The organism is Gemmobacter lanyuensis (assembly GCF_014652355.1).
GTDB lineage: Bacteria > Pseudomonadota > Alphaproteobacteria > Rhodobacterales > Rhodobacteraceae > Gemmobacter > Gemmobacter lanyuensis.
Genome location: NZ_BMYQ01000002.1, coordinates 253,230 through 266,261, shown reverse-complemented (window position 1 = coordinate 266,261; position 13,032 = coordinate 253,230). Strand labels below are relative to the sequence as shown.

General features: G+C 64.2%; 15 protein-coding genes. 2 read left to right on the top strand and 13 right to left on the bottom strand.

Going from position 1 to position 13,032, the window contains the following annotated elements; translation table 11 throughout:
* Positions 1-30: 30 nt before the first annotated feature.
* Genes IE101_RS06390 through panB form a run of 5 tightly spaced genes read right to left on the bottom strand, consistent with a single transcriptional unit; the run spans position 31 to position 3,314 of the window.
* Entirely contained in the window at positions 31-684 is a 654-nt protein-coding gene (locus IE101_RS06390) for a DUF1523 family protein (RefSeq protein ID WP_189632984.1), read from the bottom strand.
* Positions 685-699: 15 nt separating this feature from the next.
* Positions 700-966, bottom strand: coding sequence for a hypothetical protein (locus tag IE101_RS06385; RefSeq protein WP_189632983.1), 267 nt, complete (start codon positions 964-966; stop codon positions 700-702).
* A gap of 30 nt (positions 967-996) precedes the next feature.
* Complete coding sequence (locus tag IE101_RS06380) at positions 997-1,602, bottom strand: cyclase family protein (RefSeq protein WP_189632982.1); 606 nt, start codon at positions 1,600-1,602, stop codon at positions 997-999.
* 36 nt (positions 1,603-1,638) lie between these two features.
* A complete protein-coding gene (panC, locus tag IE101_RS06375; RefSeq protein WP_189633114.1) occupies positions 1,639-2,478 on the bottom strand; it encodes a pantoate--beta-alanine ligase in 840 nt (279 codons plus the stop codon).
* Complete coding sequence (gene panB / locus IE101_RS06370) at positions 2,475-3,314, bottom strand: 3-methyl-2-oxobutanoate hydroxymethyltransferase (RefSeq protein ID WP_189632981.1); 840 nt, start codon at positions 3,312-3,314, stop codon at positions 2,475-2,477. The genes panC and panB overlap by 4 nt, the downstream gene beginning before the upstream one ends.
* Positions 3,315-3,475: 161 nt before the next feature.
* Between panB and IE101_RS06365 the strand changes: the two genes are divergently transcribed.
* Both IE101_RS06365 and IE101_RS06360 read left to right on the top strand, forming a co-directional pair.
* The gene (locus IE101_RS06365; protein ID WP_189632980.1) at positions 3,476-3,817 is read left to right on the top strand and encodes a cupin domain-containing protein; all 342 of its coding nucleotides are present in this window, start codon (positions 3,476-3,478) and stop codon (positions 3,815-3,817) included.
* Between the two features lie 63 nt (positions 3,818-3,880).
* Complete coding sequence (locus tag IE101_RS06360) at positions 3,881-4,366, top strand: YbjN domain-containing protein (protein WP_189632979.1); 486 nt, start codon at positions 3,881-3,883, stop codon at positions 4,364-4,366.
* 64 nt (positions 4,367-4,430) lie between these two features.
* On the opposite strand, the gene IE101_RS06355 is transcribed toward IE101_RS06360, so the two are convergent.
* From IE101_RS06355 to dnaN, 8 genes are all read right to left on the bottom strand, one after another.
* Positions 4,431-5,270 (bottom strand): L,D-transpeptidase, encoded by an 840-nt coding sequence (locus IE101_RS06355; protein ID WP_373296070.1) that lies wholly within the window; start codon positions 5,268-5,270, stop codon positions 4,431-4,433.
* A 114-nt stretch (positions 5,271-5,384) separates the two neighbouring features.
* Positions 5,385-6,143, bottom strand: coding sequence for a TSUP family transporter (locus tag IE101_RS06350; RefSeq protein ID WP_189632978.1), 759 nt, complete (start codon positions 6,141-6,143; stop codon positions 5,385-5,387).
* 6 nt (positions 6,144-6,149) lie between these two features.
* Positions 6,150-7,025 carry a phosphoserine phosphatase SerB gene (serB, locus tag IE101_RS06345; RefSeq protein ID WP_189632977.1) on the bottom strand — a complete coding sequence of 292 codons (876 nt, stop codon included), beginning with the start codon at positions 7,023-7,025 and terminating at the stop codon, positions 6,150-6,152.
* 76 nt (positions 7,026-7,101) lie between these two features.
* Positions 7,102-9,552, bottom strand: a complete 2,451-nt coding sequence (gene gyrB, locus IE101_RS06340; protein WP_189632976.1) for a DNA topoisomerase (ATP-hydrolyzing) subunit B — start codon at positions 9,550-9,552, stop codon at positions 7,102-7,104.
* Positions 9,553-9,632: 80 nt separating this feature from the next.
* Positions 9,633-10,253 carry a LysE family translocator gene (locus IE101_RS06335; protein ID WP_189632975.1) on the bottom strand — a complete coding sequence of 207 codons (621 nt, stop codon included), beginning with the start codon at positions 10,251-10,253 and terminating at the stop codon, positions 9,633-9,635.
* On the bottom strand, positions 10,250-10,675 hold the full coding sequence (locus IE101_RS06330; RefSeq protein ID WP_189632974.1) for a VOC family protein: 426 nt from the start codon (positions 10,673-10,675) through the stop codon (positions 10,250-10,252). The genes IE101_RS06335 and IE101_RS06330 overlap by 4 nt, the downstream gene beginning before the upstream one ends.
* Before the next feature lies 1 nt (position 10,676).
* Positions 10,677-11,768 carry a DNA replication/repair protein RecF gene (gene recF, locus IE101_RS06325; RefSeq protein ID WP_189632973.1) on the bottom strand — a complete coding sequence of 364 codons (1,092 nt, stop codon included), beginning with the start codon at positions 11,766-11,768 and terminating at the stop codon, positions 10,677-10,679.
* A 67-nt stretch (positions 11,769-11,835) separates the two neighbouring features.
* Entirely contained in the window at positions 11,836-12,954 is a 1,119-nt protein-coding gene (gene dnaN / locus IE101_RS06320) for a DNA polymerase III subunit beta (protein ID WP_189632972.1), read from the bottom strand.
* Positions 12,955-13,032 lie beyond the last annotated feature (78 nt).

Here is a 13,032-nt window from a genome sequence, read left to right as displayed (position 1 = left end):
CAATCCGGGCGGTTTTTTGTTGGCCGGGGGTTATTTGCGGCGGAACATCCGCCCCCAGAAGCCGCGCGCCTTGGCCTTGGCGGCATCGGCCCCGGCGTCCATCGCATCCAGCGTGTTGTTCAGATCGTCCACCGCCGGTTCGATCATGCGTTCCTTGAACTGCTGCCACATGCGCCACAGCATCCCGAATCCCAGTGCCAGAAGCCCGAGCACGATGATATTGACCCAGGGGATCAGCTGCACATCCGGGCCATCGACCGGGCGGATCTTCACCGCATTGGGGTAGATCGAGAAGATCGGCATCCGCCAGCCATAATGGGTGACCGCCACCCATTCCGGCTTTTCCTTGGTCGAGACGTAATTCGTCGCCTCGGCCTGCAGGTTCGAACTGTCGTATTTGAAGTAGGGCGGCCAGACCCAGCCGGTATCCTCGTTCCGGTAGACCATCACGCCCCCATCGGGAAAGACCGCTTCGATGAAACGGATATCGCGGCGATCGACCGTGGCGGTGGTGGTGCCGCTGTCGGGCGAGGCGTAGAAGATGGAATTCGCGCCGACCTCGGTCATGCGGTTATAGGTGCCGGTCAGGCGCACCACATCGCGCTGCGGCAGGGTATAGTGCAGGAAGGCCGCCACGATGGCGATCAGCACCAGCCGAATGCCCCATTTGATCTTTGTCCACATGCCCAGGGCACTCCTTCAGTCGTAATTCACGAAGTAAACGATCAATCCGATGGCCACCATCGGCACGATATAGACCAGCCACAAGAGCGTGATCTTCAGGCTGCGGCCATAATCGCGAAGCCGGGCGTCAACCCAGGCGTCGCGGTCGCCGGTCTGGCCTTCGGCCTCGAACTGCTGTTCCAGCGCCTCACGCCGGGTCGAGCGGAAATAGACCCGCAGCATCCAGTAAAGGATGGTCAGCACCACGAAGGCCGCGACCCAGGCCCGAAGTATCGCGAACATCAGCGCCCCCTGCGCTTGCCTGCCACGGGATCAGAGATAATCACTTTGCCCCCGCTCCGCCACCATCCCGCGTGCGAGAACACGGCAGGGTGCGCCCGAGGTGCCGATCAGCCGCAGGGGGGCGGCGATCATCTCGCCCCGGTCGGGCAAAGGGCGCGCGGGGTCTTCGGCCAGATCCTCAACCAGAAAGACCCCGGCGCGGGCCAGTGCACGGTGCAGGAAGAGCGGTTCCTCCCCCTGCACTTGCAAAGACCCGGCGATGACCCAGACGGCAAAACCCAGATCCAACGCCCGGTCGAACTGCGCGCGGCTGATCGCGCCACCATCGGGTGCATTGACGAACAGCAGCACCGCCCCCGCCCGCTGGGGCACGTCCTGTCCGGGCCACAGGGTGACATAGGGACCGATCAAGGCATCAGGGGGCAGCGCCTCCAGCGTGGCGCCGCCGGGGTGCATATGGGCGGGGGCATCGATATGGGTGCCGGTCTGGGTGCCGAGGTCGAGCCGCTGCACGGCATAGCCCTGATCGGCAATGCTGCACCAGGGATGCACGGCAAAGGGCGGGTCGCGGTAATCGGCCTCGGCATAGATCGCCAGATGACGGTCGAGCGGCCGGGTCAGGTCAATCCAGGTCATGAGGGCAGGCTAACGGCCTGCCCCGTCTGCGGCAAGTCACACGGGGATATTGTCGATCAGCCGCACATCGCCAATCGTCGCCGCCGCCAAAAGCCGGGCCGGGGCGTCAAGCGTAGCGATCGGTGCCAGCGTGCTGGCCGCGCGCAGTTCCAGATATTCGACGGCGCTAAAGCCCGCTTGCAGCAGATCCTCGCGCCCCTGCGCCAAGGTCTGATCGACCGGTGCCCCGTCACGCAGCTGGCCCGCGACGCGGGTCATGATGCGGTAAAGCGCAGGTGCCTGCGCGCGCGACAGAGGGTCCAACCGCAGATTGCGCGAGGACATCGCCAGACCGTCATGTTCGCGCACGGTTTCGGCGCCCACGATCTCAATCGGGATGTTCAGGTCTGCGACCAGCCGCTTGACGACCTGAAGCTGCTGCCAATCCTTCTGGCCGAAATAGGCGCGGTCGGCCTGCGTCATGCCAAAGAGCTTGGCCACCACCGTGGCCACACCTTCGAAATGGCCGGGGCGCATGGTGCCTTCCAGCGGTTCGGACACACCCGAGACAGCGACCTGCGTGGCAAAGCCTTCGGGGTAAACCTCATCCGGGCCGGGCGCGAAGATCACGTCCACCCCCTCGGCAGCCAGAAGCGCCGCGTCCGAATCCTCGGTCCGCGGGTATTTCTGCAGATCGTCGGGGTTGTTGAACTGCTTGGGGTTCACGAAAATCGTGACGATCACCCGGTCACAGCCACGCTTGGCGGCGCGCACAAGGCTCAGATGCCCCTCATGCAGGGCGCCCATCGTGGGCACGACGCCGACCTGACGGCCATCGGATTTCCAGCCGCGCACACGGGTGCGCAATTCCGCAACAGTCCGGAGGATTTGCATCAGTTCTTCTGTCCCTTGGACGGCAGGACATCCGCGAAGGAATGTTCAGCTGCCGGAAAGCGGCGCGCGCGGACATCCGCGGCATAGGCGGCCACGGCCTCGTCGGCGGTCAGGCCCAGCTCCGCATAACGTTTGACGAATTTGGGGCGGAAATCGGTGAAAAGGCCCAGCATGTCATCCAGCACCAGCACCTGCCCGTCGCAATTGACGCCCGCCCCGATCCCGATGGTCGGGATAGACAGCGCCTGCGACACCCGGCCGGCCAGCCCCTCGGGCACCTTTTCCAGGACGACCGAGAACGCCCCGGCCGCTTCCACCGCGCGGGCGTCGGCCATGACCTTTTCGGCCTCATGGTCGCGGCCCACCACCTTGTAGCCGCCCAGCGTGTTCACCGCCTGCGGGGTCAGCCCGACATGCGCCATCACCGGGATGCCCCGGCTGGTCAGGAACGCGATGGTTTCGGCCATATGCTGACCGCCCTCCAGCTTGACCGACGGCGCCCCGGTTTCCGCAATCAGCCGCGCGGCATTGCGGAAGGCCTGCTGGGGGCTTTCCTCATACGATCCGAAGGGCATGTCGATCACCGCCATGGCCCGCTGCAACCCCCGCATCACGGCGCGGCCATGCAGGATCATCATCTCCATCGTGACGCCCAGCGTCGAGGGCAGGCCATGCAGCACCATGCCGACCGAGTCCCCGACCAGCACAATATCGCAATGCCGGTCCACCACCCGCGCCATCGGCGTGGTATAGGCGGTCAGCACCACCAGCGGGTCAGCACCTTTGCGGGCTTGGATATCGACAGGCAGCAGAGGCCGGATGGTACTCGAGGCGCTCATGTCGCTCTTGCACTCCCTCAAGAGGAACGGTTGGCTTTGTATAGCCCCCGGTCCGGTGCCGCACCAGCGAAACTTGCCCGCCGCGTCGCGGCGGCGAGGAACTTGACGGAGGGTTTCAGACCAGCACGAATGATGGCGCTAACAAGGAAAAGGATAGCAGAATGGACCTCTTGCAACGGATTGACCGCAGGGCATGCGCCCCCGAAATCACGCGACCCGCGCCCGAAAAGGTGCTGTCGGGCGACCCGGTTCACACCACCTGGAACCTGGAGGACCGCGATGGCCTGTACTGCGGCATCTGGCAATCCACCCCCGGCAAGTGGCGCGTCAGCTATACGGAATGGGAATATGTGCATATCCTGGAAGGTGTTTCGGTGCTGACCGATGTGGAGGGCCGGGCCACCACGCTGCGCGCAGGGGACAGCTGGGTGATCCGTCCCGGCTTTGCGGGCACCTGGGAATGTCTGGAGACGACGCTGAAAGATTATGTCATCCTTTCCTGATGCCGACCGGGCGGATTGATCCGGCGCGGCTTCCCAAATGGCTTCAGATAAGGGATTTTCAGAATGAAGACACTATTGGCCACAGCACTTGCGCTGCCGTTTCTGGCAGGCCCGCTTCTTGCGCAAACCCAGACAGGACCAGCCACCGGGCTGCTTTCGGCCGCCGATCCACAGGGTCTTGCCGATGCGCTGCAGGGGCTGGGTTACAAGGCGCAACTGGCCACTGACGACAAGGGCGATCCCCGCATCGATTCAGCCGCGGATGGTGCCAACTTCTCGATCTGGTTCTATGGCTGCACCAATGGCAAGGACTGTGGCTCAATTCAATTTTCTGCCGGGTTCGATACGCCGGATGGGGTTGACGTGGCCGTGCTGAACGAATGGAACCACAGCACCCGCTTTGGCAAGGCCTATGCCGACACCACCGGCGACCCCCATGTCGAACTGGACGTGAACACCACCGGGATGCTGACGCCGGAAAACTTTGCCAATACGGTCGGGATCTGGACGCAGGTCCTCTCGGATTTCCAAAGGCACATCGGCTGGTGAGCCACAGCAAAACGCCCCGGTCAGGCCGGGGCGTTTGTCAGATCGGACAAGCTGCCAGCGCCGATCAGCCCTGCGCGGCCTCTTCGGTTGCGGGTTCCGCCGCGGCTGCTTCTGCGGCAGCAGCTGCTTCTGCGGCAGCAGCTTCAGCCGCTTCCTTGGCTTCAAGCTCGGCCTTGCGCTGTGCGATCAGCGGGATCTGCGTTTCATCATAGGGTACGAGCAGACCATATTCATTGTCCATCCACTTGCCTTCGATCTGTTCCGATTCCTCGCGCGAGCGAACGCGGACGCGCGTCCCATAGTCCACGCGGTCAAACAGGTCGATCGCATCCTGATTGAACAGACGGATGCACCCGGCCGATGTTGCACGGCCAATCGAACGGTTGTCGATCGTGCCATGGATACGGAAATAGGTGTCTTTGCCATTGCGGTAGAGGTAAAGCGCCCGTGCGCCCAGCGGGTTTTCCAAGCCCCCCGGCAGACCGCCCGCATATTCCGAATACATTTCGGGCATGGTGCGGATCATGTTCGCCGTCGGCGTCCAGGCGGGCCATTTCTCTTTCCGGCTGATCACGGCATTGCCGCGGAAACCCAGACCCGCGCGGCCCACGGCGATGGAATAGCGCATCGCCCGCCCGCCTTCGAGGACGTAGTACAGCTTGCGGAAATAGGGGTCCACCACGATGGTGCCGGGCTTTTCATCGCCCTTGTACTCCACCTCGGTGCGGGGCACGCCGTCCCGCAGGTGATGGGGTTGCACCGGCTCGATAAAGAATTCGCCGTCCTGCACGCCCTCATAGCCCGGCACCGTCGCAGGTGGCGCGTCAGCCTTGGGTGGGGCCGCGCAGGCCGACAGGGCAACAAGAGCAAGCAACGCGGCTAGGGATTGAAGACGTTTTTTCAAGATGGACTCATGTCTCTGGACAGGAATTTTCTTGCACAAAAGGCCCGGGCGACGACAGCGTCAATACTTTTGTTGAAACTTTTGCAACAAAAAGACTGGCCATGGTGGGCTGGATCACAGCATTTGCCAGATCAGGCGCAGCGCCAGCGCGGTCGAGGTGACGACCAAAAGCGGCTTGATCACCCGCGCACCGATCCGCATTGCCACCCGCGAACCGATCTGGGCGCCTGCAATCTGTGCAGCCCCCATGGCAAGCCCCATCGCCCACCACGGCGCCCCCTGTGCTGCAAACACGACAAGGCTTCCGATGTTCGAAGCGAAGTTCAGAAATTTTGTATGGGCCGTCGCACGCAGCACGCCATAGCCGCCCAATAGGACAAAGCCGATCATGTAAAAGGCCCCGGCGCCCGGCCCGATCAGCCCGTCATAGAACCCCACCAGCGGCACCACGGTCGCGGCAAAGACGGTAGGGGTCACGCGCGCCAGACGGTCATCATCCGTCAGCCCCGGTTTCAGCGCAAAGAACAGCGCGATGGCGATCAGCACCACCGGCAGGGCAAGGCGCAGCCCCTCGGTCGGGATCCAGCTGACCAGCAGCGCCCCCGCGCAACTGGCGCCGCAAGCCACCGCCCCCGCGCCCAGCTGCCGCCGCACATCCACATGCCCCGCGCGGGCATAGGAAATCGCCGCCGTCGCCGCACCAAAGGCCCCCTGCACCTTGTTGGTCGAGAGCGCCTGAACCGGGCTGGCCCCCGCAAGAAGCAGGGCAGGCAGGGTAATCAGCCCGCCACCGCCGGCAATACTGTCCACAAAGCCCGCAACGAAGGCCGCACAGATCAGCATCGCGGCCAGATCATTGGCGATTTCAAACATGGCGGATCAGGCGGCGAAATCTTCGCGGGCATAGCCCTGCAAGAACAGAAGCGCCGTCAGATCGCCGTGGTTCACCCGGATGTCGCATTGCGCCGCGACCGAGGGCTTGGCATGCAGCGCCACCCCTGCCCCTGCGCGGTTCAGCATCGCCAGGTCATTCGCACCATCACCCACGGCCATGGCCTCGGCCGGGTCGATGCCCAGACGGGCGGATATCTCCAGCAGCGCATCCAGTTTGGCCTGCTTGCCCAGGATCGGCTCGCCCACCGTGCCGGTCAGCAGCCCATCGGCCGCATGGAGCGTATTGGCACGGTTTTCGTCAAACCCCAGCGCGGCTGCCACGCGGGCGGTGAAGGCGGTGAAGCCGCCCGACACCAGCGCGGCGTAACCACCATTGGCCTTCATCGTCGCAAGCAGCGCCTTGCCCCCGGGCATGAAGGTGATGCGGTCACGGTAGACCCGCTCGATCACCGCCTCGGGCAGACCTTTCAGCAGGCCGACCCGTTCGCGCAGCGCGGCCTCGAAATCCAGCTCGCCGTTCATGGCGCGCTTGGTGATATCGGCGACATAGGCGCCCACCCCGGCCTCATCCGCCAGCTCGTCAATGCATTCCTGCTGGATCATCGTCGAATCCATATCGGCGATCAGCATCCGCTTGCGGCGGCCTTCGGTCTTTTGCACGATCAGATCGACGCGCAGGACCTGTAAATCTTCCCAGACCTGCCAGCGGTTCTCCGGCACCACGGGCAGCGCGAACTCCGCCGCCACCCCCGGCTCCAGCCAGACCGCATCCCCCCCGCCCCAGGCGTTGCGCAGGCTTTCCACCGTGGCGCGATCCAGCACCGGGGTTTCGGGGTTGGTCAGAAGCGTGACGGTGAACATGGCGCGTCCTTCGGCATGGAAAAGCGCGGAGGCCCACCTCCGCGCGGGGGCAGCCCGGACCCGCCGGGCCACAAAATCAGAAGTCGAGGTTTTCGACGTTCAACGCATTCTGCTGGATGAATTCGCGGCGCGGTTCGACCACATCGCCCATCAGCTTGGTGAAAAGGTCATCCGCATCGGCCACGTCATCTACCTTCACCTGCAGCAGGGTGCGGGCATCGGGGTCCAGCGTGGTTTCCCACAGCTGTTCGGGGTTCATCTCGCCCAGACCCTTGTAGCGTTGCAGCGACAGGCCCTTTTCCCCTTCGGCCAGCACGGCGCGCAGCAGGTCGATCGGTCCATGGATCGGCTGTTCGCGATCCTTCCGGGCCAAAGTCGCCTCGGAGGCGAAGATATCCTTCACATTGCCAGCCATCTGCGAAAGCTTGCGCGCTTCGCCCGACCGCAGAACGGCGCCGTCCAGCGTCCGAAGCTCTTCGACGCCGCGCAGGATGCGGCTCAGACGGATGCCGTGATCCTGGGTGATGCGGCCCTGCCAGCCCTTTTCATATTCGACCGCCACGCCATCCAGCCGCTTGGCCACGGTATCGGCCACCAGCTGCAGATCGGCATCGGCGCGCCCGGCGTCGAACGCCCCGGAGAGCGCGGCCTGTTCCAAAATCCCGCGCGGGTAATGCGTCGGGAAGGCCTCCAGCACGCGGCGGAAGGCACGCGCGCCTTCGACCACGCGCAGCAGATCGGCCCCGGCGATCTCCTCGCCATGGCCAAGCCGCAGCACGGCGCCATCGATCCCCTGTTCGATCAGGTAATCCTCAAAGGCCGACTGGTCCTTGAGATAGACCTCGGACTTGCCGCGCGAGACCTTATAGAGCGGCGGCTGCGCGATATAGAGATAGCCGCCATCAATGATTTCAGGCATTTGCCGGTAGAAGAAGGTCAGCAGCAGCGTCCGGATATGCGCGCCGTCCACGTCGGCATCGGTCATGATGACGATCTTGTGGTAGCGCAGTTTCTTGATGTCGAACTCATCGCGCCCGATACCGGTGCCAAGCGCGGTGATCAGCGTGCCGACGGTTTCCGACGACAGCATCCGGTCAAACCGCGCGCGTTCGACGTTCAGGATCTTGCCACGCAGCGGCAGCACGGCCTGCTGTTTGCGCGACCGGCCCTGCTTGGCCGAACCACCGGCGCTGTCACCCTCGACGATGAAAAGTTCCGAAAGGGCGGGGTCTTTTTCCTGACAATCCGCCAGCTTGCCGGGCAGCGAGGCCACGTCCATCGCCGTCTTGCGGCGGGTCAGTTCGCGTGCCTTGCGGGCGGCTTCGCGCGCAAGGGCGGCCTCAATGATCTTGCCCACAATGATCTTGGCTTCCGCCGGATGTTCCTCGAACCATTCCGACAGCTTTTCGTTCACCAGATTCTCGACCGCCGGGCGCACCTCGGAGGAGACAAGCTTGTCCTTGGTCTGGCTCGAGAATTTGGGGTCCGGCACCTTCACCGACAGCACGCAGGTCAGGCCTTCCCGGGCGTCATCGCCGGTGAAATCGACCTTTTCCTTCTTCGCAATCCCCGACGACTGGGCATAGCTGTTGATCGTGCGCGTCAGTGCCCCGCGGAAGCCTGCAAGGTGGGTGCCGCCATCGCGCTGCGGGATGTTGTTGGTGAAGGGCAGCACCGTTTCATGGTAGCTGTCGTTCCACCACATCGCGACCTCAACCCCGATGCCGCGCACCTCGCCGGTCATGTAGATCGGATCGGTCATCACCGATTGCTTCGACCGATCAAGGTATTTCACGAATTCCTTGACGCCGCCCTCATAGAACAGCTCGGTCTTCTGGGGTTCGGCGTGGCGCTCATCCTCGATGATGATGCGGACGCCCGAATTCAGGAAGGCCAATTCCCGCAGGCGGGTTTCGAGCGTCTTGAAGCTGTACTCGAGGTTCGAAAATGTCCCGTCCTCACGGTTGGTCTTGGCGCTGGCGAGGAACCGCACCTCGGTGCCGCGCTGACCGGGGGCAGGGCCAACCTCATGGACATGGGTGACACATTCGCCAAATTCGAACCGCGCGCGATATTCGGTATCGTTGCGCCAGACCGTCAGCTCCAGCCATTCCGACAGCGCGTTGACGACCGAAACCCCCACGCCGTGCAGACCGCCCGACACCTTGTAGGCATTGCCGCTGTCATCGGTATTGTTGAATTTCCCGCCCGCGTGCAGCTGGGTCATGATGACCTCGGCCGCCGAAACGCCCTCTTCGGCGTGGATATCGACCGGGATGCCGCGGCCATTGTCACGCACCGAAACGCTGTCATCGGCGTGGATCTTCACGTGAACGTAATCGGCATGACCGGCCAAGGCCTCGTCAATGCCGTTGTCCACGACCTCATAGACCATGTGATGCAGGCCGCTGCCGTCGTCGGTATCCCCGATATACATGCCGGGGCGCTTGCGGACAGCCTCCAACCCTTTGAGAACCTTGATAGAATCGGCGCCGTATTCTTGCGGCTTCTTCGCGGCTTCGGCCATGTATCCTGCATCCCTCGAATTGCCCGCGAGTTATAGCGGCTAGGGGCGGCAATGTCACCCCTCGGGCCGGAAATAGGCGGTCAAAGGAAGGGGATCACCAGCGCCACGCCCATCAGCATGATCCCCGACGCAAGGTTGAGCCGATGGATATTCTCGGGGCTGGACAGAACAGCCCGTGCGCGGTCCAGAAACAGCGCGAGCGCAAGGTTGCCGAGCATCGGCACAAAGGCCGAGATGCAGATGATGATGGCGGTATCCAGCGCGGTCAGGCGGCCCAGATCAAAGAACCCCGGCAGCGCACCCATGTAGAACAGGATTGCCTTGGGATTTCCGACCACCGCAGCCACCCCCACGCTGAACCCGGCCCAAAGCCCCGGCCGCGTCAGACGGCTGTCCGTGCCCGGCGCCTGCGGTTTTTTCCGCAGCAACATGACCCCCATGGTCAGAAAGACCCCGGCCGCCACCCAACGCAACAGCGACAGCACATCGCCATATTGCGTATGCACCCAGGACAGCCCCAGGATCGCCGCCAGCGGCCAAAGCAGATCACCAAGCGCCACCCCCACTGCCAAAGGCCAGGCGGCGGCAAACCCGCCCGACAGCGCGCGCGCCAACAGGGCGACCCAGACCGGGCCGGGCACCGCCCAAAGCGCCGCCATTCCCCCGGCATAGGCCAGGACCTGCCAGATCGAAATGCTCATGCCGGCAACCTCAGCGATCCATCGGCCTCAAGCGGCCAGAAGGGGTTCATCGCCACCTCCCAGACATGCCCGTCCGGATCGGCCCAATAGCCCGAATAGCCCCCCCAGAACACCGTTTCCGGCGCCTTCAATGCCCGCCCCCCGGCTGCGAGCGCCGCCGCAAAGGCGGCATCGACCTCCGCCTCGGTCGCAAAATTCTGGGCAAGCGTCACAGCCCCCGTGCCCAGCACCGCCTCCGGCTGCCCCTGATCCGCCGCCAGATCACGCAGGCCGAACAACGCCAGCGCCAACCTGTTCATCTGGTAAAAGGCCACGCCCTCCTGCGCGCCATGCTCCTGCCAGCCCAGACGCCCGTAAAATGCCTTTGCCGCTACCAGATCGGCCACACCAAGGGTGATCAGCGTCACACGCTGGGGGGTCATGTCACATCTCCTCAAGGATGGATTGGCCAGCCTCATCGGCCACCAGAAAGCTTTGCCCCCGCGCGCCCAGGCTGTCAAACAGCCCCGGCTCCGTCCCCGTCATGATCGCCTGCGCCCCAAGGGCACAGATTTCATCGTAAAGCGCCGCACGCCGCCCGGCATCCAGATGCGCCGCCACCTCATCCAGAAGCAGGATCGGCGGGCGCCCCAGATCGGCCGCCAAGGCCCGCGCATTGGCCAGAACCAGACTGATCAGCAGCGCCTTCTGTTCACCGGTGGAACACTGATCGGCTGGCACGCCCTTGGCCGCAAACACGGCCCCCAGATCGGCCCGGTGCGGCCCGATCAGCGTCCGCCCCGCCGCCATGTCGCGCCGCCGCGTCTCGGCCAAAGCGCGTGCCAGATCGTCAACCGGTCCTTCAGGCTGCAAAATCTCCAGCGCCGCCTGTGGAAAGGCCGTCTCGGCCCCCTCCTGCGCCGCCATCAGCCGCGCCACCGCCGCCGCCCGGTTCCCCTCGATCACCGCAGCCGAAGCCGCCATCTGCGCCTCAAGCGCCGCATACCAATGCGGGTCCGCAACCTTATCCTTCAACAGCCGGTTGCGATCCCGCATCGCCTTTTCATAGGCCAGCACCGCCTCGGCATGATCGGGCGAAAAGCTCAGCGTCAGCCGATCCAGAAACCGCCGCCGCCCCTCAGCCGCCTCGGTCCAAAGCCGGTCCATGCTGGGCACGAGCCAAACCAGCCGCAGGATCCGCGCCAGCGCCACCTGGGGCGCAGCCTTCCCATCAATCCGCACCTGCCGCGCCGCCCCGGCCTCGGCCCAGGTTTCCACCTCATGCGCCGCCGTCAGCCCCGCAACCTGCGCCGCGACCTTCCAGCCCAAAGCCTCGGGCCGCCGTGCAAAATCCTCCGCCGCCGCCCGGCGCAACCCGCGCCCGGGCGACAACAGCGACACCGCCTCCAGAATATTGGTCTTGCCCGCCCCATTCGCGCCCACAAGCGCCACAGGACGCCCGTCAAACACCAGCCGTGCCGCGCGATGGCTACGAAAATGCGAAAGATGCAGCGCAAGGATCGCCAAGCCGCTCACCCTGCCCTCCATTTTCTGTCTGAAAATATCCCACGGGGGTCCGGGGGTGTGAACCCCCCGGCGCCGGTCACACGCGCATCGGCATCACAACATAGACGGCGGAAGTATCATTGCCTTCGCGCATCAGCGTCGGATCGCCCGAGGAGTTGAACAGGAACACCGCATTCTCGCGGTCCACCTGGCTTGCGATTTCCAGCAGGTATTTCGCGTTGAAACCGATCTCCAGCCGCTCGTCGCCATAGGCCACGGCCAGCTCTTCCTCGGCGGCGCCGCTGTCGGGCGCATTGACCGACAGCACCAGACGATCCTCGTCCAGGCTCAGCTTCACCGCCCGGCTCCGCTCGGACGACACGGTCGCCACACGGTCCACCGCCTTGGCGAAATCCGTGGCATCCACCTCAAGCCGGCGGGTGTTGTTCATCGGAATGACGCGGGTGTAATCGGGGAAGGTACCGTCAATGACCTTCGAGGTCATGGTCAGCGCCGGGGTGGCAAAACGCACCTTGGTCTCGCTGACCGAAACCGCGATCTGCGCCTCGTCGTCATCCAGCAGCTTGCGCAGCTCATTCACCGTCTTGCGCGGCACGATGACGCCGGGCATGCCCTGCGCGCCCTCGGGCAGGGGGGCGTCGATGCGGGCCAGCCGGTGGCCATCGGTCGCCACGCAGCGCAGCACCGGGCCATCCTCGCCCGCCGCGACATGCATATAGACGCCGTTCAGATAATAGCGCGTCTCTTCGGTGGAAATCGCGAATTTCGCCTTGTCGAACAGCCGCCGCAGCACGGGCGCAGGCGCCGCGAAATTGGTGGCATATTCGGACGAAGCCATGACCGGGAAATCTTCCTTCGGCAGCGTCGCCAGATTGAAGGTCGATTTGCCCGCCGTCACGGTCAGACGCCCGGCGGCGCCATCCTCGGTCAGCGTCACCAGCGCACCATCGGGCAGCTTGCGGACGATCTCATGCAGCATCACGGCCGAGACGGTGGTTGCCCCCGACCGCTCCACCATCGCCGGGGCGCGGTCCACCACCTCGATATCGAGGTCGGTGGCGCGGAAGCTCACCTGATTGCCATCGGCTTCGATCAGCACATTGGCGAGGATCGGAATCGTATTGCGACGTTCCACGACCGACTGCGCCTGACCCACGGCTTTCAGAAGCGTGCCGCGTTCGATGCTGATCTTCATCCCTGTCACCCCTTGGATTGCGGGAACAGAAATCTATCCGGTTCCCGCCGGTTCTCAAGCCATTTCGGCGACAATCTG

What these genes read in the sequence shown, in the direction of transcription:
- IE101_RS06390 (WP_189632984.1), bottom strand. Translation starts at nt 684, where the DNA reads ATGTGGACAAAGATCAAATGGGGCATTCGGCTGGTGCTGATCGCCATC.
- IE101_RS06385 (WP_189632983.1), bottom strand. Translation starts at nt 966, where the DNA reads ATGTTCGCGATACTTCGGGCCTGGGTCGCGGCCTTCGTGGTGCTGACC.
- IE101_RS06380 (WP_189632982.1), bottom strand. Translation starts at nt 1,602, where the DNA reads ATGACCTGGATTGACCTGACCCGGCCGCTCGACCGTCATCTGGCGATC.
- panB (WP_189632981.1), bottom strand. Translation starts at nt 3,314, where the DNA reads ATGAGCGCCTCGAGTACCATCCGGCCTCTGCTGCCTGTCGATATCCAA.
- IE101_RS06365 (WP_189632980.1), top strand. Translation starts at nt 3,476, where the DNA reads ATGGACCTCTTGCAACGGATTGACCGCAGGGCATGCGCCCCCGAAATC.
- IE101_RS06360 (WP_189632979.1), top strand. Translation starts at nt 3,881, where the DNA reads ATGAAGACACTATTGGCCACAGCACTTGCGCTGCCGTTTCTGGCAGGC.
- IE101_RS06350 (WP_189632978.1), bottom strand. Translation starts at nt 6,143, where the DNA reads ATGTTTGAAATCGCCAATGATCTGGCCGCGATGCTGATCTGTGCGGCC.
- serB (WP_189632977.1), bottom strand. Translation starts at nt 7,025, where the DNA reads ATGTTCACCGTCACGCTTCTGACCAACCCCGAAACCCCGGTGCTGGAT.
- gyrB (WP_189632976.1), bottom strand. Translation starts at nt 9,552, where the DNA reads ATGGCCGAAGCCGCGAAGAAGCCGCAAGAATACGGCGCCGATTCTATC.
- IE101_RS06335 (WP_189632975.1), bottom strand. Translation starts at nt 10,253, where the DNA reads ATGAGCATTTCGATCTGGCAGGTCCTGGCCTATGCCGGGGGAATGGCG.
- IE101_RS06330 (WP_189632974.1), bottom strand. Translation starts at nt 10,675, where the DNA reads ATGACCCCCCAGCGTGTGACGCTGATCACCCTTGGTGTGGCCGATCTG.
- dnaN (WP_189632972.1), bottom strand. Translation starts at nt 12,954, where the DNA reads ATGAAGATCAGCATCGAACGCGGCACGCTTCTGAAAGCCGTGGGTCAG.